Below are 26,873 nucleotides of genomic sequence, written 5' to 3'. Positions count from 1 at the left end.
ACGAGAAGGTCAAGAACAATGATTGTTAGATGGGTACCGCATAAACAATATAAAGGAAGTCATTAATTTGATGGTATTTGGTAATGTATCTATTTTTGTCGAACCATTCAAGTAAATCAGTTAGAATGGAGTAGTATTCATCCTGAATGGCTTTAACAGTATTATTCATACCTTTTTCGGACAAATCTTGCAGATACTCGACTTGTTTTTTCCTGTTTTCAAACATCAAATCCGCAATACAAATTCTCCCATGTGGTTTTAATACTCTACGCATTTCAGTTAAAGCTAATTTTTTTTGTTTGTGGGTAAGATGGTGGAAGGCAAAGCTGGTTACTACAAAATCAAAATCTTCATCAAGGTAAGGGATGGCAAGGAAATTTCCAAGTTTCGTTTCCATATTCGGGAATTTCCGCCGACATTGCTTCAACATTTCTTTTGATTGGTCTATTGCTGCCATCTTAATGTTCCTGGTTAAGAATTTACCTGCTAAGTTTCCCGTTCCAGTTCCAATGTCTAACCCCCATTCGTTTTGTTGTGGCGAGACCCATTGAACGATCATATCAAGGGCTTCTTCATAATTTTGATATTCGTCATTATTGTTCCGTACATATTCATCGTGGCTACTTGCTTTATGGTCAAAATTCCATTTATCATACCAATTCTTTCTTGATTCCCTAAGTCTTTTTGACCCTTCTGCAAGCTCGAAAATATTATGTAAGTCAAGAGATTGTTGTTGTTTCATCAATCCAATCATCTGGTCTGTTGTTTCGAGAATTTGCTTTAATTCTAACCATTGTGAAAACATGACTGAACGTTGGAGTTCAAGATAATACAGGAGTTCCTCCTTATCTTCTTTATCTACCTCTGCTAAGGCTTTTTTTATGTCTTCAATGGTCATTCCTGCTTCCCGTAATGATAGGATGGTTTGCAGTCGCCATATCTCTTTCTCGGTAAAAGTACGATATTGATTGTGCTCCTGCTTAACAGGAGAGATTAACCCTTTTTCTTCATAAAAGCGAATAGCTCTTGGGGAAATGTTTAGTTTATTAGCTATCTCTTTGATTTTCATTATGTTCATAAAAACGAATCTTCCTTTTGAGTTTGAATAGGAAAAATTTGTTTTTTTTAATTCTATAGTATCATAAATATAAAATAAAAGAATAAAAGGGCAACATCTGATGAAAAATGGATGAGTCAAATAAGAAAATTGGGTTACCTTAATAGCCCTAATGTTGAAGTAGAAATGCCGTATGGTATTAGACAAGGTTTTATGAAACAGTTAAAAGATAATGGCTATAAAACAAGGGTATACGTAACGTATGGAAAGACCTATTTTTGATTGTTTTTATCAATATACTGTTCAGCTTCAATTAACCGTTTAACAGCACGCCTAACGTTTACGTCGAATAATAAACCCGTTATCGACCTTCTCGAATCCAACCTTTGGGTAATAATCCATTGCATTGGGTGCAGATAGTAGGATAAGAGCCACCTCTTCACCGATGACTTTTCTTATCCTCTTTATCAGTTCCTTACCGATTCCATTCTTTTGATAATCTTTATCGACAGCCAAATCAGAAAGATAACAACAATAACTGAAATCTGTTAAGGCACGAGCAATCCCAACCAACTTATTGTTATCCCAGGCGGTCAAAATAATATTTGCGTGGTCTAACATTTTCTGAATCCGCTCTTTTTGTTCGATTGGACGTGTTATCCCGCTCTTTTTAAAGACCTGTACAACATCTTCGGCTTTAACTGGCTCGTTGTATTTATAAATGATTTCCATAATATAGGATACCTCCTCTTTACAATTATACCAATTATTATAATATATATCACTACTTTTGATAGAAAAGGGTTCAGTCTTACCTGGCGAAAGTTGAAAAAACGGTTCAATTTTATTCAGCGATTATACCAAGGGCAATGACATGTCTCTATTTTCTAGAAATCTTGGTCAGAAATTTTAACGTATAAGGCAACCGATTCGTCCAATAATCATTTTTGTCGGGTTACTTTTTTGAAACGTATATAGCGAGACGAAGACACATGGTATACTTATAAAATAATAATAAAAAGACACTAAATGAAAATAAGGGTTGTAACAAATGGACTTTATTATTTTTATTTTTTATTCCATTCCTGAAATGTTATTATTAATCGCCTTGGTTCTTACCTTGTGCGGACAGAGGCCGCCTACTACCCGTTACATTGTCGCTTCTGTTTTGATCGCATGTACAAATGAGTTGATTCAGTTAGCGGACACGGATATGGTATTACGGGCATTTTTACAGTTGATTTTCGCCCTGGTTATCATGATGATGTTTTTTGGTTTGCCTTTTTTTAGAGTTTTTATTTCGTTATGTTTTTCCTTGCTGGTATTACAAGCCATTGAATTAGTATCGTTCCAATTCGGTATGCTCATTACCGGAATGGACTATCAAACCCTGAGAGAACATACGGCTTTTCTGTTCGTGATCTGGGGTAATCTCGTCTTGTTATTAGCGCTCTTATTCTTTTTAGAGAAAATAAAATTTTCATTATTCGCAAAGGAATCACTCCAAAAGCCGCCCCGCTCTCAAACGATGATTTATTATTTTTTAGCTGTTCTTTTTTATGTAATAGGGATGGTTGGGGCTGAATTAAATAGCACCGGAACCATCACAAAAAGCAAGGATATTTTAATCATGCTAATCTTTCAAGTGATTTTTCTATTCCTAATGCGAGAAATCATGCGGGCGGACCGAAACGAGTTCAAATTAAAAATTCAGCAAGAGTATACAGAGAATGTAACTTCACTGTTTACCTCTATTCGCGCGCAGCGACATGACTTTGCAAATCATATTCAAGTCCTTTCTCTCTTACTGTATCAAAAACAATACGAAAAAGCCGAAGAATACTTACGCGAACTGGCTAAGCAAACTGTAACAATCAGCAAAATTTTAATTAAAGATAATGCTGGGCTTTCCGCTTTACTCCAAGCCAAAACATCTGAATTGGCCCGTGAAGGTATACAACTTGTGTTAGATTTGCAAACAAACTTAATTAATACGACAATGACAAGTATTGAAATGAACCAGCTGATCGGGAATTTGATTGATAATGCCGCCGACGCTATTCGTGAAGATGGGTACAAGAGCCCGGAAATTCATTTACATACAGCTGTCCATGCAAATATGGTGTATATTAGTGTCACAAATTTTCGTCCTATTATTCCAGCTGATTTGCAGAAGAAAATTTTTGAGTATGGATTTTCAACAAAACCTGGGCATTCCGGAATCGGCTTGGCTATTGTGAAACAGCTAGTTAAAAGTCATAAGGGGGAAATATCCTTGGCAAGTACGCCGATAGCGGGTACAACTTTTATCATTCAACTTCCGGTTATAGAAAAAACACAAGAAGCGGAAAAAGTGATATAACTTTGTAAAAACCGGAGACGATAATATAAAAAAGTCCCTCCCGATTATTCGGGAGGGAAATAAGGGATAAAGGAGCTTACATTCTTTTATACGAGAGTGATTGCAAGAAGTTACAAAAAGACATTGTGAATCGTTGCAATTAGAATGAGAAAAAGTTGGCTTCCCTTTCCTTTGTTTATAAACATTTCATACCAATGTTTTTAGTCATAGGACATACCATCCAATTTATCGATACTACATAGGTATTCGGCCTATTATTGTATAGACAACCATACTACATAATTTTTATTATCCTTACTTGTTCAATTTATGAGACATATCGTACCTAATTCCCATAACAACAAAATTCACTTTACGTCATAGAGGTCTTCATACAGGAACCTTACTTTTAGATATTATTGTAAGCATATTGCTGATTGGAATTGTGCGATGCATTTTGCGAGAAGAGGTTTCATAGATGATGAAGAAGCGGATTTAGCATCGATCGTTGCTATCAAATCAGAAAGTAACATTTTGTATGATGCGTAAAGTATTTTTTTATAGTACGTAATCAGCCAAGAGAGATTGTAAGAAAAAAGTTGGCTTCTACCATGCTAAATACCTATACTATATAAATTTTTACTAAAAGTTATATAGTCACTTAGTATTGCTAAAATTGGTTAGATTTCATGAATTTGGTTGTATTTTTATATCTTCAGGGTTTTAGTATGCTAGTATACGTGCTGTTAAGACACCAAGAGTAGTAAAACTATGAAAAAATTCAATTTTAGCAGGAGGGGATTTGAAGATTTTTGCGAAGATTTGGAATTATAAAGTTAATAATAAAAAGACCAGATAATTTAGAAAAATACAGATGGATATAGAAGGAGGAGTAATGAGATGAAAAAAATGAAATGGTTATTATTCATGATGCTAACCGTTACATTTGCTACAACTCCTGTTGCTTGGAAAGCAGAAGCTGCCACAACACAGAAAGTGGGAGTAGTTGTTAATGTAAAAACAGGCCTCAATATAAGGGCTGGCGCAGGGACGAACTATAAGATCATCGGAGTGTTGAAGAATGGAACGGCTGTGTCGGTTCTAAGCAAAGTTAACGGATGGTACCAGATTAAATACAAAGATATAACGGGCTATGTTTTGGGAAGTTATATCAAATTGTTAGATAATCAAGTTGTTAAAAAAGAAGACGTTAGAAATAAAGAGGAAGTTAAAAATGATGATAAGGTATTAAAAATAGACATTACCTTTTATAATGAAGAAGGAAAAGTAATAGGTTCGGCTAGTGGCCTTTCCCTTAATTCTTTTGGACAGAACGTTAGTTTTATTCAGCAAATACCATCTGGAGCAGACAGATATACAATAAATATTAATTAGGGCCTCTGGTTTCTGTCACCAGGTTAGATGTACATAAAACAACAAGAAAGTTATAAATTATGGTGTTATCGATGCTGAAAAAAATACGTAGGAGGATGACGCAATGGCGCATGAGACGTCATTATCAGAGAATGGACAGAATATGTCAACGTACGTATTTTTCTAAAAAGAACACGTATTGAATGGCGTGTGGATTTTTCATTTGACTTAGGTGGATTATCTATAAACAATTGGATCGCTCTTGCGGAAATACAGGACGAGTGCACCATTTGAAATTCTGTTAAGCGAAAGAGGGGAAAGAAGGTTGTATCAACGACACAGCCTTCTTTTTTGTATCTGTAGAAAAAAGCCTGGTAAGTGTGATGGCGTTTGCATAAGCAGTAGAGCGATAATATTATTATGAATATCCCGGTGCTGTGTATACTCAATATAGTTATCATAAATAAAATGGAAAATTGCGCTTGGTATGGATAGAGTGCGTGACAAGGAGGAATATGGGATGACAGACAAATTGCTTATCGGTTTTGGCGACAGTATCATGGCTGGAGCTTTTGTACAACCAGAAGATACATATCTTGTTAAACTGGGAGAAATGTTCGGTTTTAAAACGAAAAATGCCGGTGTACCAGGAAATACATCTACCCAGGGATTGGCGCGTATGGAAGAAGATGTTTTGCGTTTTCGACCGGATATTTGTATTGTAGCGTTTGGTATGAATGATCACTATGCGGTAGCCTCAGACGTTCGAAATGTAGAGAAGCCGGTATATCGAAAAAATCTTAGAATTATGATTACAAAGCTCCAAGAAATTGGATGCAAACCGGTTCTTTGTACCATTAATCCTGTTATTGCCGGAGATAAACACGCTTATTATTATCGTCGCCATCCAGAGGAATGGTACTTGCATCCGAAAGGAGTAATGGCCTGGATTGAGGAATATAATGAGATAATCCGCCAGATAGCGAAAAGCATGAAGATTTCTTTAGCTGATATTGCTATGTATTGGAAAAAATATGTACACAATGGCGGAAGTCTCGCAGAGGTGTTGCGTACTATTGAGAATAGCGGAGATGATGATGGTGTCCATCCTACGCCAGCTGGACATGCGCTTTATGCGGAATGCATAGCCGAAGAAATCAGTCAATGGTTATAAGGGGGATATGTCAGCCGCCAAAGTAGGAACTTACTAGGAACAGCGGACTGTTGTGCCTTGCTCCGGAAAAGCTACCGTTTGAAGAAGAATAAACAAAAAAGACATGTTTTTTACACAGAATTTGTTAGCTGAAAATATAAAATATATAGTATAATTGTATTATAATGAATATTTAAAATATTAGACTGTTTATGTCTGTCCTCTTTCCTACCAGAAATGAGTTCACAGGCAAACCAGCCAGTCGCGCCCCTTACGTGAATGCTTTTTGCCATGGGGATTGCACTGGCTTTTTTTGCTCATCCATGACATAAAAAGGAGGGAAAGCATGATTACATCGTCGTCAAATCGGGAAGATGTGGCCGATTCTTTTGAGCCTTACAGCCGAGGAGCACTAGATGGTATTAAAGTGATTGATTTAACCCGTGTTCTGGCAGGGCCTTATTGCACAATGATTCTTGGCGACTTGGGAGCTGATGTCATTAAAATTGAAGCGCCCGGTGGAAGCGATGAGACGCGCGGGTGGGGTCCACCAAATATCGGGGGAGAAAGCGCTTATTATTTGTGTACTAACCGCAATAAGCGGGCGCTGACGCTAGACCTGAAGAATTTGAAAGCGCGCGACATTCTGCGTGAACTACTTAAAGATGCGGACGTAGTCATCAATAATTTCAAGACAGGCACGATGGAAAAATGGGGACTTGGCTACGAGACGATGGCAGAACTTAATCCGCGCCTGATTTATGTGTCTATCAGCGGGTTTGGACAAACCGGTCCGTACAAACATGTGCCGGGATATGATTACATTGTGCAGGCGATGGGCGGTATGATGAGCATTACTGGGAGCGAAGAAACCGGGCCGATGAAGGTTGGTGTCGCTATCGCGGATGTCGCTACAGGGTTGTATGCGGCTATCGGTATTCTCGCTGCACTGCGTGAACGCGATCATTCTGGTATGGGACAGATGATTGATCTTGCGCTATTTGATTCGCAGATTTCCCTACTTGTTAATGTGGCGAGCAATTACCTTGTATCGGGACAGATTCCAAAAAGATATGGAAACCAGCATCCGAATATTGTACCGTACCAGACTTTTGCAGCATCCGATATGGAGATGGTAGTGGCGGTAGGTAATGATCAGCAATTTCGCAGACTGTGCGTGCTACTTGGCAAAGAAGAATGGAGCCGTGATCCCAAGTTTGCGACCAATTCCGCTCGGCTTGTACACCGAGAGGAAATCTGTGAACTGTTGCAGGAAGAGTTTAAAAAACGTCCTGCTTCGGAATGGCTGGTACGTTTGACAGATGTTGGTGTACCGAATGCCCCAATTTATAATCTGGCGCAGCTGTTTGAAGATCCACAGGTACAGGCAAGGAAGATGAAAGTGGAAATATCGCATCCAACAGCAGGAAAAGTTTCGATGGTGGGAAGTCCGTTGAAATTGTCGCGGACTCCTGTGTCTATTCGGCGCCATCCGCCTCTTGTGGGTGAGCATACAAAGGAAATTTTACTTGCGCACGGATTTACGGAAGAACAAATTGATGAGTGGTTTCAGGACAAAATTATTTAAAATGTAAATAAAGGAGCGAATAAGAAGATGATGAATTTTGCCTTAACAGAAGAACAAGAAGCTGTACGTAAAATGGTACGTAGCTTCGTGGATAAGGAAATTAAGCCCTATATTCAAGAATGGGATGCGAAAGGCCATTTCGAGCGTAGCATTATGACGCGGCTGGCTGATCTCGACCTGATGGGAGTTTGCATTCCGGAAGAATATGGTGGAAGCGGGATGGATTACAATACACTGGCAATCGTATGCGAGGAGCTGGAACGGGGCGATACTGCGTTTCGGACGGCCGTATCCGTTCATACGGGGCTGAATAGCATGACCTTATTGCAGTGGGGAAGCGAGGAACAGAAACAAAAATATTTGGTTCCACAGGCGAAAGGTGAAAAAATCGGGGCCTTTGGATTGACAGAGCCGAATGCAGGCTCCGATGTGGCGGCAATGCAGACAACAGCAGTGCGTGACGGCGATTATTATATTCTGAACGGGCAGAAGACATGGATTTCCCTATGCGATATCGCTGATCATTTTCTCGTATTTGCATACACGGATAAGTCGAAAAAGCATAGAGGCATTAGCTGCTTTATTGTTGAGCGTACGTTTGAGGGTTTTGCATCGAAAGCGATCAAAGGAAAACTTGGCATTCGTGCAGGGAATACGGGCGAGATTTTCTTCGATAATATGCGCGTCCCGGCGGAGAATTTGCTGGGAGAAGAAGGGGAAGGATTCAAGATTGCCATGTCTGCGCTGGACAACGGACGTTTTACAGTGGCTGCGGGTGCGTGCGGCCTGATTCAGGCGTGCCTTGAAGAAAGCTTGAAATATTGCCATGAACGTGGCACGTTTGGCAAAGAAATCGGAAAACACCAACTGGTGCAGCAGATGATTGCAAAAATGGTAGATGGTCTTGAGACGTCGCGTTTGCTTGTGTACCGTGCCGGGTGGCTGAAAAATCAGGGCAAGCGCAATACGCGGGAGACGTCGCTTGCCAAGTGGCATGCATGTGATGCGGCGTTTGAGGCGGCGTGCGACGCAGTGCAAATTCATGGCGCATATGGCTATTCAAACGAATATCCGGTCGAGCGTTTTATGCGTAACGCGAAAGCGCCGGTGATCTATGAGGGGACGCGCGAGATTCATACGATTATGCAAGCGGAATATGCGCTTGGCTACCGTCAGGATAAACCGCTGCGTAAAATGCTGCCAGCGTGGCCGTTTACGGAAGAAGCGGTAGAAGTATAATCGCTAAAAGCGAGAGTAAAAAAGCGGCTTGTCCGTTGTACAGGCAAGCCGCGCATATTTTTATCGTTGATAAGACGGTTTCACGCTTTGTTTATGATTTTCTTCTTCTTTTGCTTGTTTGGTTATTTTCCGCTTGTGCAGACCTTTTGCGAAATAGAAAATAATAAGAATCAAGTACCAGGCAGGTCCCACGATTAGAGCAATGCGAGTATCAGGGAAATAGGCCATCAATCCGACAACACTGATAAGAAACGCTAGCGTTACATAGGAACTGAACGGGAACAGGGGCATTTTGTACTTCAGATTTTGCACTTGTTCCACGCTTAGGCTTTTGCGGTAGCGGATTTGCGCCAGCAGAATGATAGCCCACGTCCAAATTGCCCCGAATGTGCCGATGCTTGTCACCCACTGGAATACTTTTTCTGGTACGATATAGTTTAGTGTGACGCCAATGAGCAACGCTCCCGCGGAAGCGAGAATCGCGATGTTCGGCACACCGCTGCGGCTGATGTTCTTGAATTTCTGTGGCGCTTCACCTTGCTGTGCTAAGTTGAAAAGCATGCGGCCCGTGCTGAAAATCCCGCTGTTGCAGGATGAGAGCGCAGCAGTTAATACAACAAAGTTGATAATGCCCGCTGCGTAAGGGATACCGAGCTTGTCAAATGTCATGACGAACGGGCTACCTTTTGTGCCAATTTCATCCCATGGATAAATGGACAAGATGACAAACAATGCTCCGACATAGAAGAGCAAAATGCGCCAGAACACAGAATCAATAGCACGGGCGAGCGACTTTTCCGGGTTTTTGACCTCTCCCGCAGTTACACCGATCATTTCAATTCCAAGGAATGCGAACAGCACCATTTGCATGGACATGAGCACACCATTGATCCCGTTTGGCAGGAAGCCGCCGTGTGACCAGAGATTGCTAATGCCGGTTGCAACACCGCCATTCCCGATTCCAAAGATAACCATACCGAGGCCGACAATAATCATGAGAATAATGGTGACGATCTTAATAAGCGCAAACCAAAATTCAAGCTCACCGTAAGCTTTTACGGCGATCAGGTTGACTGCGGCCATAATGACAAGCGCAGCAAGCGCCCATACCCATTGATCAGTATTCGGGAACCAAAACTGCATGTATACGCCGACAGCCGTAATCTCAGCCATACAAGTTACGACCCAGAGGAACCAATAGTTCCAACCGGTTAGATACCCTGCTATGGGCCCGAGATAATCGCGCGCGTAGCGGCTGAACGAACCGGCTACCGGGTTTTGGATAGCCATCTCACCAAGCGCCCGCATAATGATAAACATTCCGGCTCCGGCCAAAGCGTACGCGAGCAGAATTGCAGGGCCTGCCAATTTAATGGCAGAAGAAGAACCGAGAAATAGGCCAACCCCGATGGCTGCGCCCAAGGACATTAACGCAATATGACGTTCTTCAAGGCCACGATGGAGTTCATGATGTTGTTTTTGCTTCATAGAACCTCCCAGAAAATTTTATATATAATAAAAATCATATTAAGGAAACGCTTTCATAATTCGATTATATAGTATATTTTCTCAAATTGACAGGTTTTTATACGAAGTAATTATTTTCTGATTATTTTTCGATAAAATTTATTATATAATTTTAATTTATAGAAAAATAAAAAAACCCCGTGAACGGGGGGAGGTTATAGTTTTGGAATACGGATGGGGCTCACCATTAAAACGGCGAGGATAAGCATAAGCAGGGGACTGGAAAAAGAAAAAAGCGCCAATACAGCAAGAATGAGTCCGGCCAATGTAATGGGTACACCCATATAATAGCCGACAGTAGGTTTAATGTTGAAACGACCGAGCCGCCAGGCGCCAGCAATCGGAAATGCGATAAAAGCGATGGTTAGCAGGGGAGAAGGTGTATGCATGGTATGAATCAAAATTGCGGGCGCTACTCCGAAGCTAACAATATCAGCTAGGGAATCCAGTTCGACTCCCATAGGGCTGTCCACTTTCAGCATACGCGCCAGTTTGCCGTCAAATACGTCGCATAGTGCAGCCAATAAAATTAAGAGGGCAGCCATTTTATAATATCCATTCATAGAAAAAGTAAGCGAAAAAATTCCACATACAAGATTACTTAACGTAAAACTGTTTGGGATCGATCGACGAATAGAACTCATTATACACCTCAGTATGTATTGTTTGTTTGCATTTTATCATATGAAGAGATAAAGAAAAATAGCCCATCAGCAAAACGCTGAAGGGCTTTCATCGTTATCAGAATAATCTTCATTTTGTACGGTCATTTCATTTATGATGCAAAGGGAAGGGGGACTGGAACAAAGCTGTGGGTCTTCCTCGATGGTTGAAAGATCAGAGGAGCAGGTTTCACAAATGTTCATGTCTACACGATGTGAGTCGCCATGTTTGACCTGCAGGCACGATAAACAAACATACATCCTCATGCTTTGTCCTCCTTCTTAAATTAGTATGTTTTTTATTATACCCTATTTGTTAGAAAATTTAAACGATAAAAATGGTGGATTTTATGGAAAATTACAGAAAAAGGTTTAGAAGAGGATACGAATCGTTTTCCCCTTAATTATAATTATATATATGAATGACAATTTTTTTGCAAAGGGGATAGAAATTTAAGAAATTTATTCATATTCTATTATGATAAGCAAAGAAGCGTGATACAAGAGGAAATAAAAACAGGCCGAATTTCCTTTTCGGCCTGAGAATATGGCGAAGTGGGCTTAGCTCCATTCCAAAGTATGGATAATCTTGTTTTTGAATAGGGCAAGCAGGAAATCAATGTAGTAGTCTTGTCGGACAATGATCTGGTACTCATGGTTAGGATGCGGGTAGAAAATAACATCCGTGTACACTTTGTCTTGGTCAAAAAATGCGCGCACTTTGCGTAACGAAGGGATAATTCCATCTACGTCCTTTACCTTAAGAATAAATTCGGTGTCAAGTTCATTCTTCTGCTCTTCAATTGTCAGGGCATTTGTATCATACTGGTAACTGATCATAGCGCTTTCTCCTTTTTACATAAGATAGCGTACGTAAATATATACAGTTGAAATAATGATGGATAAAATCATCAGCGGAAAGCCAATCCACAGGAATTTAAGGAAAGAAATGTGGTATCCCTCTTTAGAAGCCATCCCCGCTACAATCAAATTGGCACTGGCACCGATAAGTGAACCGTTCCCACCTAGGCACGCACCGAGGGCGAGACTCCACCAGAGCGGCTCCAGATCGCTAACACCCATTCTTCCCATCTCCTGAATCATCGGAATCATGGTGGCAACGAACGGAATGTTATCCACGAATGCGGAAGCGATCGCGCTCATCCAGAGAATGAGTAAGGACGTTGCTACCAGATCTCCTTTTGTAAGTTCGATCGCTTTATTTGCTAATTGGGCAATAACTCCCGTCTCTACCAGTCCAGAAACGAGCACAAACAGGCCAACAAAGAAGAAGATGGTTGTCCATTCGACCTTTGTTAATGCGTCTTCGAGATAATGTTCGCCTGTCAGCAGTAACAGAATAAATGCACCAAGCAGCGCAATAGTAGCGGATTCGATATGAACAATCTGATGCACGAAAAATCCTGCGATTGTCAAAGTGAGAATAGCCAGACATTTTTTTAAAAGGGCCGGATCTGTGATCTCGTCCTGTTCTCGCATATCCATCAGGCCGGCTTTTAATTCTTCGGTTGTCTGGATTTGTTTGCGGTACAGCAAAGCGAGAATCGCAACAGTTACAATAAGAATGAATGCGGAAATAAGAGCCAAATTATTGATAAATGCGACAAATGTCAATTCTTTTACCGCGCTTCCGATCATAATGTTTGGCGGATCGCCGATCATTGTCGCCGTTCCACCGATATTGGCGGTAAAAATTTCCGCGATTAAGTAAGGAATAGGCGAGATTCTAAGCTGTCGAGTAATACTGAATGTAACAGGTACCATAAGCAATACCGTCGTCACATTATCAAGAAACGCCGAACCAACGGCCGTAATAATACTTAATGCGATAAGAATTTTTATCGGGTCGCCGTTTACTTTTTTCGCCGCCCAGATCGCGATAAATTTAAACAGTCCGGTTTGCGCTGTAATAGCGACGATAATCATCATTCCGGTCAACAGACCAAGCGTATTGAAATCAATGTGGTGAATGGCGGTTTCCTGATTGACAATGCCTAGGGCGACCATGAGAGCACCGCCCAGCATGGCTACGATCGTCCGATGGATTTTTTCAGAAATAATAAGACCATATGTAACAAGGAAAATCCCGATAGCTATGAGTGCTTGTTGCTCCATTGTGCTTCTTTGAACCCCCCTATACTGAAATGTTTTGAACAAGTACTTACATACGGAAAACAGGAAAAAAGGTTTCAAAAACTTTTTAAATAGGAAGCCATCATAGAGGAAAAGAACAAGTGGGACGCGAAGGAATAGACGGAGAAAAAATAGGGAGAGGAAAGTACAATGAAATTTTTGCTGGCACCGGATTCATTTAAAGGAAGTGTTTCAGCAAAAGAAGCGGCTGAAGCGATGAGAAGGGGCGTACTTAAAGCAAGGCCTTCGGCTCGCACTTTTACACTTCCGCTATCGGATGGTGGAGAAGGCACGCTCGAACATTTGGTGAAAGCAACCAAAGGGACAATATACGAGACGATGATCGAAGATCCGTTAGGTAGGCCAATATGCGGATATTATGGTGTAACGGGAGATGGAAAAACGGCGATTGTAGAATTGGCGACCGCATCTGGCCTCACGCTCCTCAAAAAGGAAGAATTAAATCCGAGGCTTGCGTCTACGTTTGGCACCGGACAATTAATCATGCGAGCAATGGAACGAGGGATCGCTTCATTTATTATTTGCCTTGGTGGAAGCGCTACTGTAGATGGAGGGGCTGGAATTCTCCAAGCATTGGGGTTTCGGTTGCTTGACCATTGCGGAGAGGAGTTGCCGCGCGGAGGCGTCTATTTGCGGGAATTAGCGCACATTGACGATTCACGGGTCGATGAGGGCATAAAGCAGGCAAAATTCCGTCTCGCGTGCGATGTGACGAACCCACTGCTTGGACCGCAGGGAGCGGCCTATGTATTTGGCCCGCAAAAAGGAGCGGACAAAGAAGCGATACGTGAACTGGGGGAAGCGCTGACTGTCTGGGCGGATCAGATAAGGCACAAGACGGGTGTCGCTGTACACGATATGCCGGGAGCTGGGGCGGCGGGCGGAACGGCGGCCGGGCTGTGCGGTTTGCTTGGCGCGGAAATTCGTCCGGGATTTGCTATTGTTAGCGAGATGCTTGGACTGGAACGCTTGCTGGACGAGCATTCAATAACTGCCGTTCTGACTGGCGAGGGGCGCCTGGATGCCCAGACAGCGGGCGGAAAAGTAGTGGCGGGCGTATGTGCGGTTTGCGCCGGGCGCGGCATTCCGGTGATTGCTGTTGTTGGCGGCATCGACGGGGATATTTCGCCCCTTTACGGACGCGGGCTTACCGCCGCTTTCAGTTTGGTTGATGGCCCGCTTTCCGTGGAAGAAGCGATGGGGCGGGCCACGGTATTGCTTGAAAAACAAACAGAGCAAATTGTACGTGTATTTGTAAAAGCGAAAGGCATGTAAAAAACGTCTCAGCCTGTAGCTCCTGTTCCTTGCGGAACTTTGTCTACAGGCTGGCTCGTAGGCAATACCCGCGAGTTTTTCTTTTTTACGCATAAAAAAGATGGTGCGCAAGGACGCACCAACAAAGGGAGTCAACTGAAGACTAGCCAGAGGTATGTTGCGAGGTTCTTACTATTAATTTTACCTGTTTAAAATTAGCAATGAAACAAAAATCGTTCGTCAAATTCCACTTTTTATCTTCAAGAAATGACAAAATACTTTATATTTCAGGTATACTCCTGTTGAGAAAGACTGATCTCCTGATTTTTGTGTCAGGGTTGCGGCTGAAAAGCCATGTACGTTCATTTCTTCAACTTATAATGAGGAGTCTTGAGTGAATCTCCAATGTTGCGGATTTTTAAGTCTACATTTACGTCGATAGTCAATTGCTCAAAAAATGTTTTCGGCTGTTTACGTATCTGTTTATACATATCAGGGTGGTTTTTGAGCCTTGTAGTCAACCGAAACACATCGGCTTTGTACTTCTTTTTGAGTGTTTCTATAGTCTTGTGCAATCGTTTTTCCAGAATATCTGAATAAATACGCTCAGCCCGTTCAAGCTGGTTCGGTTTATCGAAGGAGGCGCCAAGACATTGATATTCCATTAGCTCGGTGTCCAACTCAATCTGAAACGTAATGTGGGGTCTATTGTTTTTCATGGTAGGACGGATGTTATTTTTTCCCTTGAGAATTTGCAATCCTACTTTTTTTCCAGCGTAGCAAGGAAAGTTCAATACCCCTCTTTCGATCTCGCCGTGTAGTATGGAAAGGTTTTGGATGTCGTTTTTGGACAATATGCCCATCTTCTTGAAGTTCTGAAAGACAGTCGCTTGATTAATGACAATTTGCTTTCTTTTGTTTATAGAGGCTGTAAGTAAAAAGAAAGGTGTGTTGCTCCGAACGCTCTTGCTCACGGTACCCAAATTGGATTCAGGCATGATCAATGTTTTTTGAACGCTGTCTGTGATCTCTGCAATATGCAGAGAGGGAGTTGGTTCCGACACGCTCGGTATTGTGAAGTACTCAGTAATCGGGCCTGTTGTCATAATTATCTCGGTGTGACGACGCATTTGGGGAAAGCGGGAGAAAAAGTCAAATAGTTCATTGAGCCCTTTCTCGGATACTTTTTCTCCTACAGCAATCATTTGCAGATGAGATAAAATGGGGAAGCGATCGCTTTGCGTGGTGATTTGCTCAATTCCGTTCGCAATGGACGGAGTTTTAAAGATAAAGTTGGTATAGCCTTTTGGTTGTTGTCCTGTCTGCGTCCCCATTCCCATCTGACCACTTGCACTGGCCGCTTCTACTACCTGCACGATAACTTGATACATACGCATTTCCTTTCCTGCAAAGCGTTCCGGGGGGAGTTCCTCAATACCAAGTCCTACGATGATCGCTCGCCTTTCCAATTCCCTATAATCCCAACATCCTGTTAGAAGAATGGCAGCAAAACTTATGAGTGTAATTGCTGATATAAAACTTCTCTTCCATTTTTTCATACGCTATCACCTTTTTGTTCGGGAGAGGGAAGGAGCCCCAGTTTTCGTCGTACAAATACACAGGTGAGGAGAAGTAGTGGATAGCCGATGAGAAGGAACAAACCGATAGCCCCTACCACATTCAGCCAACCCTCCATTTCGATCAAATTTTCCGGAACGAGGGACAAGACGAAGATTAACGGAAGCGATAACACCATCCACCATCGCAACGAAATACGCGGAAACGTGCGGTTCAATGCAAAAGCTGTTGAGAAAAAAGTGACTAGATGGGTGGTATACGCTAAAGGGAGCCATAAGATAATCAGCAATAGTTCGGCTCGTTCTATAAATTGTCTGACAATTTCAATAGTTTTTGCCATCGTAATGACAGGGTATGTTTGAGCTATGGTCACATCCGGTCCAAGCGTAACTAATGCACCCAACACGACGAAGATATAAAAGATGCCGGACACTCCAATGCCGATAGCGGTGTGCAGATACGCTTTCTCTTTCTTGGCAATAAACGGGTAATACAGAAATAAAATTTCATAGCCCAGAAAGGAGTACACCGTATTCGGTAACGATTGAATGACAGAGGTCATTCCGTCCAAAAAAGGTACCCGTAGTTCATACCAATCAGCTTCCAAATAAGCTAACATCAAAAAGAACACCAACATAAAGATAGAACTGGGGATTCCTGATTCATGTATCCGGACGATTGGCATGAGGCCGTCCCATGAGGAATAAAGAAGGATGAGTAGCATGCTGCCAATGATGACTTCAATGGGGGTAAATGGCAGCATTTCTGATCTCACTACTTCCGCCATGACTCGGATTCCGGTAATAGTGAAAAATAAGTAGTACCCTGCAAGCGATAGGTTAAACAACAGTCCGACCGTACGGCCGAAAAGTTTTACATTGTATTCAATTACCGTGTCCCCTGGAAAGACGCGAGCGATCCGTAAAATTAACCATAGCGAGAAAAAGCAGAAGCCTATCGCTAATATGATAGTCAGCCATGCGTCTTCTCGCGCTTTTTCCATCACCCCTCGAGGTAGCGTGATAAAACCGGTACCGATAATGACGCCGAATATGAGGAACACAAGTTGAACAGGGGTTAAGCTTGGACGAACTTCATTTCCACTCATCATAATTAATATCACCCTTCTTTATGGAAATTGCTTCTTTTACTCAGCTTTTGCGTACATTTTCCTTCCTTCTCGAATGAGTGATAATTCCTTGGAAAAGTAAACATGGTTCATTGACAGCGGTGATTCTTCAAGACGCTGCTTGATTATCGTTTGTTCTCCTTTTTGTGTTGTTTTCTAGATATCATTGGCAAAGGCTTACTTTTACTTCTTTGCAACGGGTTAAGAAATGAGGGGCGTTTTGTAAGCTTTTTAAACGGAAAACGTACCAGTGTATCTTTCCAATCCGCTATGCGAAGAGGAGAGAGAGGGGCCAGATAGGGCACTCCAAACGAGACAAGTCGGGCCGTATGAGCGTGAATGAAAAACAACCCCAATATCAAGCCGTAGAGTCCTAGAATGCTGCTACAAAAAAGCACGAAGAAGCGTAAAATTCGATATGTGATGCCCAGTAAGTAGACAGGGGCTGTAAAGGACGAGATCGTGGTGAGCGCGATAATCACGATGGTAACGGGGCTCACCAGATTGGCGTTGACGGCCGCTTCTCCGATGACCAAGCCCCCGATGATACTGACGGCCTGTCCAATTGGTTTGGGCAGTTTTACTCCGGCTTCCCGAAGAATTTCAATCATGATTTCCATTACAAATATTTCCATTAAAATCGGTAGAGCTACCTTTGTTCGAGCAGCGTCCATAGAGATAACCAGTCGTGTGGGAATCAGCTCAGGGTTAAAGGCGGTTAACGAAAGGTACAATCCTGGAATTACGATACTGAACAGGAGGGCAAGCATTCGAACAAAGCGGATTAGGGTCGCGTACTGCCAACTGCTGTAGTAATCATCAACCGTGTCCAGCAGCTGGAAAAATGTGATAGGAAGAATGAGTGCGTGAGACGAGTTCCCCGTCATGACCACCACGTTCCCTTCCAACAAGTAGGAGCAGACGACGTCTGGCCGTTCTGTCGGACGCAGCTCGGGAAATAAAGAAAACGAATTGTCTTCGATTAATTCCTGTAGATGCATTTGTCCTTGTATGATATCTGTGTCGATAGCAAACAGGCGCCTTTTCACTTCTTCTATGATACTCGGATTAGCCACATCTTCTAGATAGAATATACAAACCTTGTGTTTTCCCCGCTTTGTTATATTAATGACTTCGATAGTTAATTTGGGATCACGCAGACGTTGGCGGATTAGCGTAATATTGGTATCCAAATCCTCTATAAAGCTTTCTTTCGGTCCGATCACGCTTTGTTCTGTATCGGGATTTGCAATATTCCGCTTTTCTACCCTTTCTACTCCAACCGCGAGCCCCGTGGCTTCCCCGTCAACAATTAACAGTGCTTTTCCATCCAGCATTTGTTGAATAGCAGCTTGCCAGTCCATGATCCGTTGTGTTTCTGTGGTGGCCACGATTTGTCGCTGGATTATTTGCAGAAGCTCATGTTTCGCTTTTTCTTCGGATAAAAGCAGTCCCTTTTCGCTTGCATCTTTGTCCCAACGCTCCTGTAAGGGAAGGATGACGTATTCACTTAGATGTTGGATATCTACAAGACTTTGAAAGAAAAATAAAGCGACGCGCCTTCCTGCGCAAATCAGGTGGTGCGAAGTGAAATCCGTATTTTGGCCCAATTGTTCCGTAATGTCCTGAACGTTTTTTTCTAGCGAAGTGTGCAAGGGTTGCAAGGGGATAGAGGATATCGCTGCCTTCTCCTGTGAAAGCCATTGCTTTGATTTACGGGCTTTCTTCCGCCAGAGCTGACTCATTTTCATCGTTATGAATCTTCCCCCTTTATCATTTTTTTTAGGATTTTTTTTATTATTAACGAATACATGATGAACAATACAAAGGGTAGCGCTAACGTTTTGACAATGAAACTCATGCTGATCTCATCTATGTGGATGGGGACGCGAAGCTAAGTCAGCGAAAAATTCGTGTGTTTTCTTATTACCTTAAGCTACCAGTATAGTGCATATATAATTATGACCTGTTTATCTGGGCTGCCCTTTGCATTTAGACATTCTACCAGTATAGTGCATATATAATTATGACCTCTATTCGCTACGCTGGCAGAGTAAGATTTTGTTTGCAGTAATGCGATGGCACGTCGTGTGGAAGACTTGATGTTGGCGATGCAAGTGATTTCCACACCAGAGTCATTGAAGAGGGCTCCAATTTAGACGAGAGATTCTCAATGTGTGAAGGGGTTGCGAATTGGAGTTTATACCACTGACGGCATCCTAGCTTCGTCCGCGTTGTTTAGCGGTCACTGACTTTTGTTTCGAAGCAAAAATACTCTATATAAAGCAGGGGATAAGGTATAATAAATAAGGCGAACGTACGCGCCTTAGGCGTTGATATAGTTTTTCGTCATTAGGAGAGGAGTGGTTACTTTTGGCTATGTTCTCTAGCCCCAGTATGATTATGATGTTTATTACAGGTGTCATCATTCTGGTTGTTTTCTTTGGGGCGATTATTACTGCCATTGTCCAAACAGCGCGCGGGAAGTGGAAGGTGGATTACGATGCTCTCGCCGCTAAAAATGCTGTGGAAGACGAAGCGCGGCGCAAAGCGAGAAAGCTTAGACAGAAGCAAGTATAGGGGAGAATGAGGTGTTTGATCCGACTATATACGAAAACATAAAAGTAGCGCTTGAGGGCGCGATATACGATTTCGATTTTGCGGGCGAAATTCTGGTTACTTCCCGCAGCGATACCGTGGAGTTGGCCTCCATGTCCCGCACGTACACAATTGGCTTCAGTGAGCGACATAAGAAGGCAGAAAAAGGAACGACAGCGCTTCTGATCTTGTCTGCTGATGCGGCGGATCTGGTGGGGGAGATTCTTGAGCTTCCCGAAAGCGAAGGCCGGAAGTTTGGCTGTACGCTGCGCGTCCAATTCGTTATGGAAATAACAGATATAGCGCGGTGCAGAAGAATTGAGGAAGAACTCAACGCTATATGGTCGCATCGTCCGCTTATCATGCAGGAACTAGCTTTTCGGTACGAGCCTTTAGAGCTCGATGAACCTGCCTTGTACCGCAACACCATTACGCTTGATTTTGGACGCAAAATTAACGAAGATAACATTGGTGATATATATAATATCGTTGAACATACCGTGCATTCTTTGCGTCGGTTGGATTGATTCGGTGAATTTCTATATCTAAAAACCCCTGTTTTACGTAAAACAGGGGTCCCTCAGCATTATATCGTATTATGAAACTGGATTTCAAGTTTGGTATCATTTGTAACGATATCGTCGACGGTAAGAGCGGTATTGTCCGCATCCCTAATTAACAATGCTTCTGCCAGCGTTGATTTGTCTCTTCCAGGCGGTAGCGCTTGGAAGAACCAGGGATGAATCGTAAGCAAGATTTCAAGGATGGCGCCGACGGTATGCGGGTGATCGAGATGAATATCCATTGTCTCCGAAGTTTGCGTCCCGTATAACGTTACCAGCATGTCACAGTTCCTTTACATATTTGTTGACTTTGCGCATGGCGCTCGATTGGCTGATGCCGAGTTTTTCCGCCAGCTTGTAAGTGCTGCCGCACTCTTCGTACATACGTCGGATAATTTGCCCTTCGTACAATTCCAGCCTTTTTTTGAGCGAGAGGTTTTCATGTTCTTGCTCTGTCATTGTTTCATCTTCATCTCGAAGCGCAGTTGCAATATGTTTGGTTGTAATGGTATCTTCGTCGATCGTGACTACGAGCCGTTCGAGAAAATTGCGCAATTCCCGGATATTACCCGGCCAATTGGCGCGCCGTAACTCTTCTGCGGCTGCATGGCTGAGTTTTTTTTCAATGCCGTACATATCTTTAAATTCTTCGAGAAACTGTATGGCTAGCGGCACGATGTCTTCTTTTCGCTCCCTGAGAGGAGGGATCGTGATGGGAATGACGTTAAGCCGATAGTATAAATCGTTGCGAAACGTTTTTTCTTCCACCTTCTTTTTCAAGTCCTGGTTCGTGGCTGCGATAATACGTACGTCCACTTGAATTGGGGTGGTGCCACCGATGCGGAAAAATTGCTTTTCTTGCAGGACATTGAGCAGTTTGGCTTGCATTGGCAGTGGAAGTTCCCCGATTTCATCCAGAAATAGCGTCCCGCCGTTCGCCGCTTCGAACAGCCCTTTTTTCCCTTTTTCATGTGCGCCGGAAAATGCGCCACGCTCATAGCCGAATAGTTCTGATTCAATCAGTGCTTCGGGAAATGCGCTACAGTTCACAGAAAGAAAAGGAGCGTGTTTGCGCGGGCTCATATTGTGCAAATAACGGGCAAGGTGCGTCTTACCGACTCCAGACTCCCCGAGAAAAAGCACGGTGCTGTCCACTTTTGCCACTTTTTCGATTTTGGACAGTACCTTAAGCATCGCCGGGCTGCGCACGGACAATATCATACCTGATGCTTCTTCATGCTGTTTTAGCGTTTCTTCGTATGTTTCCACACGTTCTTGCAGCTGGTCAAGCTGTTCACGCAGGTGCAAAAGTTCGGTAATATCGCGCGAGTTGCTTACTACGCGGATGAGCTTTCCATCTTGCGTAAAAACAGGGGTAGCTGTCACGAGCAGCTTGCGTCCGTTCAGTGTTTGTTGCACGAGATTGATTTGTTTGCGCTGCGCGATCACATCGAGTGTCGCAGAAGGGGAGAAAATGCCTCCCGCGACTAGCTCCGTCACGTGTTTTCCTACCATTTGCTCAGCTTTAAGCCCGTAGTTACGTTCACAGGCACCGTTCACCCGGACGGTATATCCTTCCCCGTCCGTGACGAAAATTTCGTCATATGCTGCGGCGAAGACGCTTTTCAGTTCAGCGTATAGATTCTCGTATTCGGTGGCAATATGGCTTTCCGCGTTTTCCCACGGAAAGACGAGCCAGGTGAAGCCGCCGGTTTCGGCAAGTATTTTTCCTTTCCAAAGAAACCCATCTGTGCGTTGGAAAAATTCACCGTCCGCTGCCCACTTACGCAAACACTCGGACAGGCGGACGGGAGTCCAATCTTTTTGGAAAAACCATTTTTCAATCAGCTTGTTGTATTCGAAATATTCTTCACGTACATAACAGAAGCCGATTGAAAACGTATCAAGAAACGGTGCGATGTGGATATTCGAATCCATAAGGGCGCCTCCTTATTATAGGGCGCCGGAATATACGGCGTTCTTATTTGTTTCGGTTGAAGCAAACGAGCTTCATTTCTGTCATTTCTTCGGTTGCATACTTGATGCCTTCGCGTCCTACGCCGCTTTCCTTTACGCCGCCATACGGCATATGGTCGACGCGGAATGTCGGGAAATCGTTAATCATCACACCGCCTACTTCCAAGCGTTCCGCCGCTTCAAAGGCGTGTTCCATGTTGTTCGTGTATATGCCAGCCTGCAAACCATAGCGGGAGTCATTCACCGCTTCAATCGCTTCATCAAACGTATCGAATGGGCTGATAACGACGACCGGTGCGAACGTCTCCTGGCAGCTTACTTTCGCGTGCGGTGGCACATCGACGATAACTGTCGGCTTGACAATATTGCCTTCCGTGCCTCCGGTTAGCACTTTCGCGCCGAGCGTTTCTGCTTCTTCGATCCAGGAAGCGATTCGTTCTACATCCTTTTGTGAAATAAGCGCGGCGATGTCGGTTGTCTCATCCAGCGGATCGCCAATGCGGAGTTTCTTCGTTTCCGCTACAAATTTCTCCACGAAGCTATCATACAGAGAGCGGTGCACATAGATGCGTTGAAGTGAAATGCATACTTGGCCCATGAACGTAAATGCCCCGGTTACGGTACGCTTGATAATGGGCTCAATATCGAACCCTTCGTCGATAATTAGGCCGGAGTTGGAGCCGAGTTCAAGCACAACTCGCTTCAGGCCCGCTTTGGCGCGGATCGTCTTGCCTACTTCTGGACTTCCGGTGAAAGTAATGATTTTTACGCGGTCATCGCATACAAGCTCGTCCCCGACTTCGCTGCCCGGCCCTGGAATGACTTGCAGGGCGCCCGCAGGTAGTCCTGCTTCCGCGAATAAATCGGCAATAAAGTAAGCGGAAAGCGGCGTTTGATCCGCAGGCTTTAAGATAACAGCATTCCCTGCGGCAAATGCCGGGCCGAGTTTATGCGCCACAAGGTTGAACGGGAAGTTGAACGGCGTAATTGCTCCGACGATGCCAAGCGGTTGGCGTACCGTGTAAGCAATGCGGTTTTCACCCATAGCTGACGCGTCCATAGGAATCGTTTCACCGTGGATGCGGCGCGCCTCATCAGCGGAAAATTGGTATGTCTCAATTGTACGTGCGATTTCCCCACGTGCGACCGCAATCGGTTTTGCTGCCTCCAACGCTAAAATACGGGCCGCTTCTTCTTTGCGTTCTTTTAGAAGCAAGGAGACGTTTTGCAGAATAGCGGCACGCTTATGGGCCGGCATTTTGGCCATCACTTTTGCCGCTTCTTCCGCATGGTCAATCGCCGCTTTCATATCTTCCCGCGTTCCGATAGCTACTTCTGCAATTACTTCTCCGGTATGCGGGGATCGAAGCTGTTTATAGGAAGAAGCTTCTTTTGCCCCTCCGGCAATATAAAGCGGTTTCTTCGGTATGGTTTGATTCATTTTCGAAAACCCCTTTCAACGTAAACACTAAAATTAGTGAACTTGCAGAGCGGATGTAGCGGCTGCGATGGATTCCTCGAGAATATCGAGACCTTCCTCAAGCTGTTCGTCTGTAATGACAAGCGGCATCAATACGCGAAGTACGTTGCCGTATAAGCCGGCGCTGAGAGTGATTAAACCACGTTTATTGGCTTCATTTACAATTGTACCTACAACTTCTTTATTTGGTTCTTTCGTTTGTTTGTCTTTGACAAACTCCATAGCGCACATTGCACCTAAGCCCCGTACATCTCCAATTATATCGTATTTTTCCGCAAGCTTGGCAAACCGCTTCATCACTTTTTCGCCGATAACGCGCCCGCGTTCGTTCAGGTTGTATTTCTCGATCACATCAAGCACTGCAAGCGCCGCACGGCATCCGAGCGGGCTTCCCGAATATGTGCCGCCTAATTCTCCCGGATTGGACATTTCCATAATTTCTTTGCGTCCGATTACGCCGCTAATTGGCAGACCTGCACCCATAGATTTAGAAATGGTTATTAAGTCTGGAACGACATCAAAATGTTCAACTGCGAAATATTTACCTGTACGGCTGAAGCCGGTTTGAATTTCATCCGCAACGAATACGATACCGTACTGTTTACAAAGTTCCGCCACACCTTGCACGAATTTTTTGGATGGAACGATGAATCCGCCTTCGCCCTGCACTGGTTCCATGACGACTGCGGCGATCGTTTCCGGAGCTACGTCACCAAGCAGGAAGTTTTTAAATTCGTTTAGCACGTGTTCATCATATTGTTCGACGCTCATGCCTTCTGGACGACGGTATGCGTAATGATACGGCGCCTTGTAGATTTCGGGCGCGAACGGACCGAACTCGAATTTGTACGGTTTTACTTTGCTTGTCATGGACATCGTCAACAGTGTGCGTCCATGAAAACCACGAGAGAAGACGACAACGCCCTGACGTTTTGTGTATTTGCGCGCGATTTTCACCGCGTTTTCCACCGCTTCTGCGCCGCTGTTCAAAAACATCACTTGCTTTTCATGATCTCCTGGCGCTAACTTCGCAAGACGCTCCGCAAGTTCAATATACGGTTCATACATCATGACATTAAAGCCGGTATGGATATACTTATCAACTTGATCGTGGAGCGCTTCTACAACTTCCGGCGTGCAGTGACCGACGTTAATCGTACCGATGGCACCTGCAAAGTCAATGTATGTGTTGCCATCAACATCTGTCAGGATCGCTCCCTGCGCTTTTTCTACAAAAGTAGGGATGCCGTTACTGATACCTTTAGGAACGTATTGTTTCCGGCGTTCCAGAATTTCTTTAGCCTTCGGACCTGGCAGTTCTGTTTTTACATGAGCGAATTTGTATCCCATTTGTGTACCTCCCTGGCAGATAGAATATATGAAAAATGATTCATGTACGTTCTGTATATTTCATTAAAGCAAGAGGCGTGCCAAGCTAAAAAAAGATATAATTATTGGGAAACGAAGGAAGTCGGCAGTAAAGTTGAGTCATTTTTGACTTTTATATAAGTCTTTTTTGACTTAAATCTGAGTTTATCATGTATCGATATGAAAGCGAATGGTTTTATTGCTAAAAAGTTTGTGTTGGTTTTGTAGGAATGTAAATTTTTTACAAGTATTAGTAGTTATATGGTCGATAGATTATGGAATGTGTCACAAAATTGCGTGCCATGGGTTCTATAAATTGTACGTAGTCTTTGATATTTCGACTTTCATATTGCAATATAAATGTCGAAGCATCGAAGATGATAGCATAGAAAGGGAGAAGGAGAAGTGCGAAAGAAAATATGGATTGGTGTTATTACAGGGGTCATAGCAATAGGGGGATATATCGTCTATTCGGCGTACGTACCACGCAGCGTGGAAGGAACGCCGGTGTCGCTTGCTACCGTTGTGCAAAAAGATATGGAAAGTCGTATCATGACTACCGGTAAAGTAAAGATGGAACAAGAAATGACGGTATACGCAGGGGCGAGCGGAAAAATTGTTGCTTTGCATGCAGCGGAGGGAGCGCCGGTGAAAAAAGGTCAGATATTAGGTGAGATTTATACGGAGGATATAAAAAACCAATTAATTGATATAGACAGTCAATTGATAGATATGGATGAGCAGGCGAGGGATGTCGATAACCAGGTTGCCGATACTTCAGCGCAAATCGCCGAAAAAAAGGCGGAGTTAGCGAAATTGCAAGCTGCGAATGATGCCATTGAAATTGCGAAAGCGGAAAACGGGATTCGTCAAGCCGAGCAAGAGCTTGAACAAGCGAAGCGAGAATACGCCCGCATCAAAACGCTTGTGGAGAGCGGAGCTGAAAAGAAGCAGGAATTGGATAAAGCGAGCGACCAGATAAAACAGGCTGAATTTAAGCTGAAAACGTCGCAATATGAACTGGCAGAGAAGAAAAAAGGGCCGAAGCGGGAAGAGGTCACCGCTTTGCTGGTATCGATTGCACAGCTTGAAGAGAAGAAGAAGCGGACGGCGACGAAAAAAGAGAGCATTGCGAGCAAAAAACAAAAAATCGAAGAGAAAAGGCAGCAGTTGCTTGCCCAGAGAAATGACGCGCTTATCGTGGCTCCTATCGACGGAACCGTATTGACGCAAAAAGCGAAGGCGGGCGAATATACGACAAAAGGCAATGAACTATTGAAAGTGGGAACGACACAAAATATATACGTGGAAGCGGAAATTGCGGAAGCTGATATCGGCAAAGTGCGCGTCGGTCAGAAAGCCAAGCTGGAAGGAGGCGCGTTAGGCAAACAGGTGGCCGAAGCTCATGTGGTAAGCATCTCACCGGTAGCGATAGAAGCCGCCACACAGAAAAGCGGACAGCAGAGCGAACGGGCCAAAGTGGCGGTGAAGCTGGCATTGGACAAACCAAATGAGCTTTTGCGCCCCGGCTTTCGGATAGATGTAACGATTGTGCACCAAAGCGCGAAACAGGCGCTGCAAGTACCGATCGAAGCGGTGCAGAAGAACGGCGGGAAAGCGTTCGTCTGGATAAATGAGAACGGTCTGGCGAAGAAGAAGGCGGTTGTCACCGGAATGGAAAACGAATTGTTTGCCGAAGTTAAACAAGGTTTGAAAGCGGGCACGAAAGTTATCACCAATCCGGGGCCGCAATTAAAGGAAAATGAGCCGGTTATGGAAGCGAATGTTCCCGGAGAAGCGAGATAAAAGG

At 43.7% G+C, this 26,873-nt stretch carries 22 protein-coding genes; 9 read left to right on the top strand and 13 right to left on the bottom strand.

Going from position 1 to position 26,873, the window contains the following annotated elements; translation table 11 throughout:
• Positions 1-25 precede the first annotated feature (25 nt).
• Complete coding sequence (locus ACH33_RS15670; protein WP_057900428.1) at positions 26-1,069, bottom strand: MerR family transcriptional regulator; 1,044 nt, start codon at positions 1,067-1,069, stop codon at positions 26-28.
• A 321-nt stretch (positions 1,070-1,390) separates the two neighbouring features.
• Positions 1,391-1,789: a GNAT family N-acetyltransferase gene (locus ACH33_RS15665; RefSeq protein WP_057899840.1), complete on the bottom strand. Its 399-nt coding sequence runs from the start codon at positions 1,787-1,789 to the stop codon at positions 1,391-1,393.
• A gap of 319 nt (positions 1,790-2,108) precedes the next feature.
• On the opposite strand from ACH33_RS15665, the gene ACH33_RS15660 reads away from it, so the two are divergent.
• The 5 genes from ACH33_RS15660 (at position 2,109) to ACH33_RS15640 (ending at position 8,752) form a co-directional block, all read left to right on the top strand.
• Positions 2,109-3,419, top strand: a complete 1,311-nt coding sequence (locus tag ACH33_RS15660) for a sensor histidine kinase (RefSeq protein ID WP_057899839.1) — start codon at positions 2,109-2,111, stop codon at positions 3,417-3,419.
• 879 nt (positions 3,420-4,298) lie between these two features.
• Positions 4,299-4,793, top strand: a complete 495-nt coding sequence (locus ACH33_RS15655; protein WP_057899838.1) for an SH3 domain-containing protein — start codon at positions 4,299-4,301, stop codon at positions 4,791-4,793.
• A 499-nt stretch (positions 4,794-5,292) separates the two neighbouring features.
• Positions 5,293-5,946, top strand: a complete 654-nt coding sequence (locus ACH33_RS15650; protein WP_057899837.1) for an SGNH/GDSL hydrolase family protein — start codon at positions 5,293-5,295, stop codon at positions 5,944-5,946.
• Between the two features lie 325 nt (positions 5,947-6,271).
• Positions 6,272-7,513: a CaiB/BaiF CoA transferase family protein gene (locus ACH33_RS15645; protein ID WP_057899836.1), complete on the top strand. Its 1,242-nt coding sequence runs from the start codon at positions 6,272-6,274 to the stop codon at positions 7,511-7,513.
• Positions 7,514-7,543: 30 nt separating this feature from the next.
• A complete protein-coding gene (locus tag ACH33_RS15640) occupies positions 7,544-8,752 on the top strand; it encodes an acyl-CoA dehydrogenase family protein (RefSeq protein WP_057900427.1) in 1,209 nt (402 codons plus the stop codon).
• A 60-nt stretch (positions 8,753-8,812) separates the two neighbouring features.
• Here ACH33_RS15640 and ACH33_RS15635 read toward each other — a convergent pair whose 3' ends face one another.
• From ACH33_RS15635 to ACH33_RS15620, 4 genes are all read right to left on the bottom strand, one after another.
• Positions 8,813-10,240 (bottom strand): amino acid permease, encoded by a 1,428-nt coding sequence (locus tag ACH33_RS15635; RefSeq protein ID WP_057899835.1) that lies wholly within the window; start codon positions 10,238-10,240, stop codon positions 8,813-8,815.
• 194 nt (positions 10,241-10,434) lie between these two features.
• Complete coding sequence (gene pssA / locus ACH33_RS15630) at positions 10,435-10,926, bottom strand: CDP-diacylglycerol--serine O-phosphatidyltransferase (protein WP_057899834.1); 492 nt, start codon at positions 10,924-10,926, stop codon at positions 10,435-10,437.
• Positions 10,927-11,502: 576 nt separating this feature from the next.
• Positions 11,503-11,781, bottom strand: a complete 279-nt coding sequence (locus ACH33_RS15625) for a hypothetical protein (RefSeq protein ID WP_057899833.1) — start codon at positions 11,779-11,781, stop codon at positions 11,503-11,505.
• A 15-nt stretch (positions 11,782-11,796) separates the two neighbouring features.
• Complete coding sequence (locus ACH33_RS15620; RefSeq protein WP_057899832.1) at positions 11,797-13,077, bottom strand: ArsB/NhaD family transporter; 1,281 nt, start codon at positions 13,075-13,077, stop codon at positions 11,797-11,799.
• Positions 13,078-13,245: 168 nt separating this feature from the next.
• Here ACH33_RS15620 and ACH33_RS15615 point away from each other — a divergent pair, with 168 nt between their 5' ends.
• A complete protein-coding gene (locus tag ACH33_RS15615; protein WP_057899831.1) occupies positions 13,246-14,391 on the top strand; it encodes a glycerate kinase in 1,146 nt (381 codons plus the stop codon).
• A gap of 341 nt (positions 14,392-14,732) precedes the next feature.
• Here the strand turns inward: ACH33_RS15615 and ACH33_RS15610 are convergent, their stop codons facing one another.
• The 3 genes from ACH33_RS15610 to ACH33_RS15600 all read right to left on the bottom strand — a co-directional run bounded on the left by ACH33_RS15610 (position 14,733) and on the right by ACH33_RS15600 (position 18,828).
• Complete coding sequence (locus ACH33_RS15610; RefSeq protein WP_057899830.1) at positions 14,733-15,929, bottom strand: Ger(x)C family spore germination protein; 1,197 nt, start codon at positions 15,927-15,929, stop codon at positions 14,733-14,735.
• Positions 15,926-17,059: a GerAB/ArcD/ProY family transporter gene (locus tag ACH33_RS15605; RefSeq protein ID WP_057899829.1), complete on the bottom strand. Its 1,134-nt coding sequence runs from the start codon at positions 17,057-17,059 to the stop codon at positions 15,926-15,928. Before ACH33_RS15605 ends, ACH33_RS15610 begins: the two co-directional genes overlap by 4 nt.
• Positions 17,060-17,202: 143 nt before the next feature.
• Positions 17,203-18,828 (bottom strand): spore germination protein, encoded by a 1,626-nt coding sequence (locus ACH33_RS15600; protein ID WP_057899828.1) that lies wholly within the window; start codon positions 18,826-18,828, stop codon positions 17,203-17,205.
• Between the two features lie 646 nt (positions 18,829-19,474).
• Here ACH33_RS15600 and ACH33_RS15595 point away from each other — a divergent pair.
• Positions 19,475-19,657, top strand: a complete 183-nt coding sequence (locus ACH33_RS15595; RefSeq protein ID WP_057899827.1) for a hypothetical protein — start codon at positions 19,475-19,477, stop codon at positions 19,655-19,657.
• Between the two features lie 11 nt (positions 19,658-19,668).
• Complete coding sequence (locus ACH33_RS15590; protein ID WP_057899826.1) at positions 19,669-20,202, top strand: hypothetical protein; 534 nt, start codon at positions 19,669-19,671, stop codon at positions 20,200-20,202.
• A 59-nt stretch (positions 20,203-20,261) separates the two neighbouring features.
• Here ACH33_RS15590 and ACH33_RS15585 read toward each other — a convergent pair whose 3' ends face one another.
• The 4 genes from ACH33_RS15585 to gabT all read right to left on the bottom strand — a co-directional run bounded on the left by ACH33_RS15585 (position 20,262) and on the right by gabT (position 25,045).
• Complete coding sequence (locus tag ACH33_RS15585) at positions 20,262-20,519, bottom strand: hypothetical protein (protein WP_057899825.1); 258 nt, start codon at positions 20,517-20,519, stop codon at positions 20,262-20,264.
• A gap of 1 nt (position 20,520) precedes the next feature.
• A complete protein-coding gene (locus ACH33_RS15580; protein WP_057900426.1) occupies positions 20,521-21,900 on the bottom strand; it encodes a sigma-54 interaction domain-containing protein in 1,380 nt (459 codons plus the stop codon).
• Between the two features lie 319 nt (positions 21,901-22,219).
• Complete coding sequence (locus ACH33_RS15575; RefSeq protein ID WP_057899824.1) at positions 22,220-23,656, bottom strand: aldehyde dehydrogenase family protein; 1,437 nt, start codon at positions 23,654-23,656, stop codon at positions 22,220-22,222.
• Between the two features lie 33 nt (positions 23,657-23,689).
• The gene (gabT, locus tag ACH33_RS15570) at positions 23,690-25,045 is read right to left on the bottom strand and encodes a 4-aminobutyrate--2-oxoglutarate transaminase (RefSeq protein WP_057899823.1); all 1,356 of its coding nucleotides are present in this window, start codon (positions 25,043-25,045) and stop codon (positions 23,690-23,692) included.
• Positions 25,046-25,468: 423 nt separating this feature from the next.
• Here gabT and ACH33_RS15565 point away from each other — a divergent pair, with 423 nt between their 5' ends.
• Entirely contained in the window at positions 25,469-26,869 is a 1,401-nt protein-coding gene (locus ACH33_RS15565; RefSeq protein WP_057899822.1) for an efflux RND transporter periplasmic adaptor subunit, read from the top strand.
• The last annotated feature ends 4 nt before the right edge of the window (positions 26,870-26,873 follow it).

Source organism: Aneurinibacillus sp. XH2 (assembly GCF_001439585.2).
Lineage (GTDB): Bacteria > Bacillota > Bacilli > Aneurinibacillales > Aneurinibacillaceae > Aneurinibacillus > Aneurinibacillus thermoaerophilus.
The sequence above is the reverse complement of the archived record's forward strand: the minus strand, read 5'-3'. Positions and strand labels throughout refer to the sequence as shown.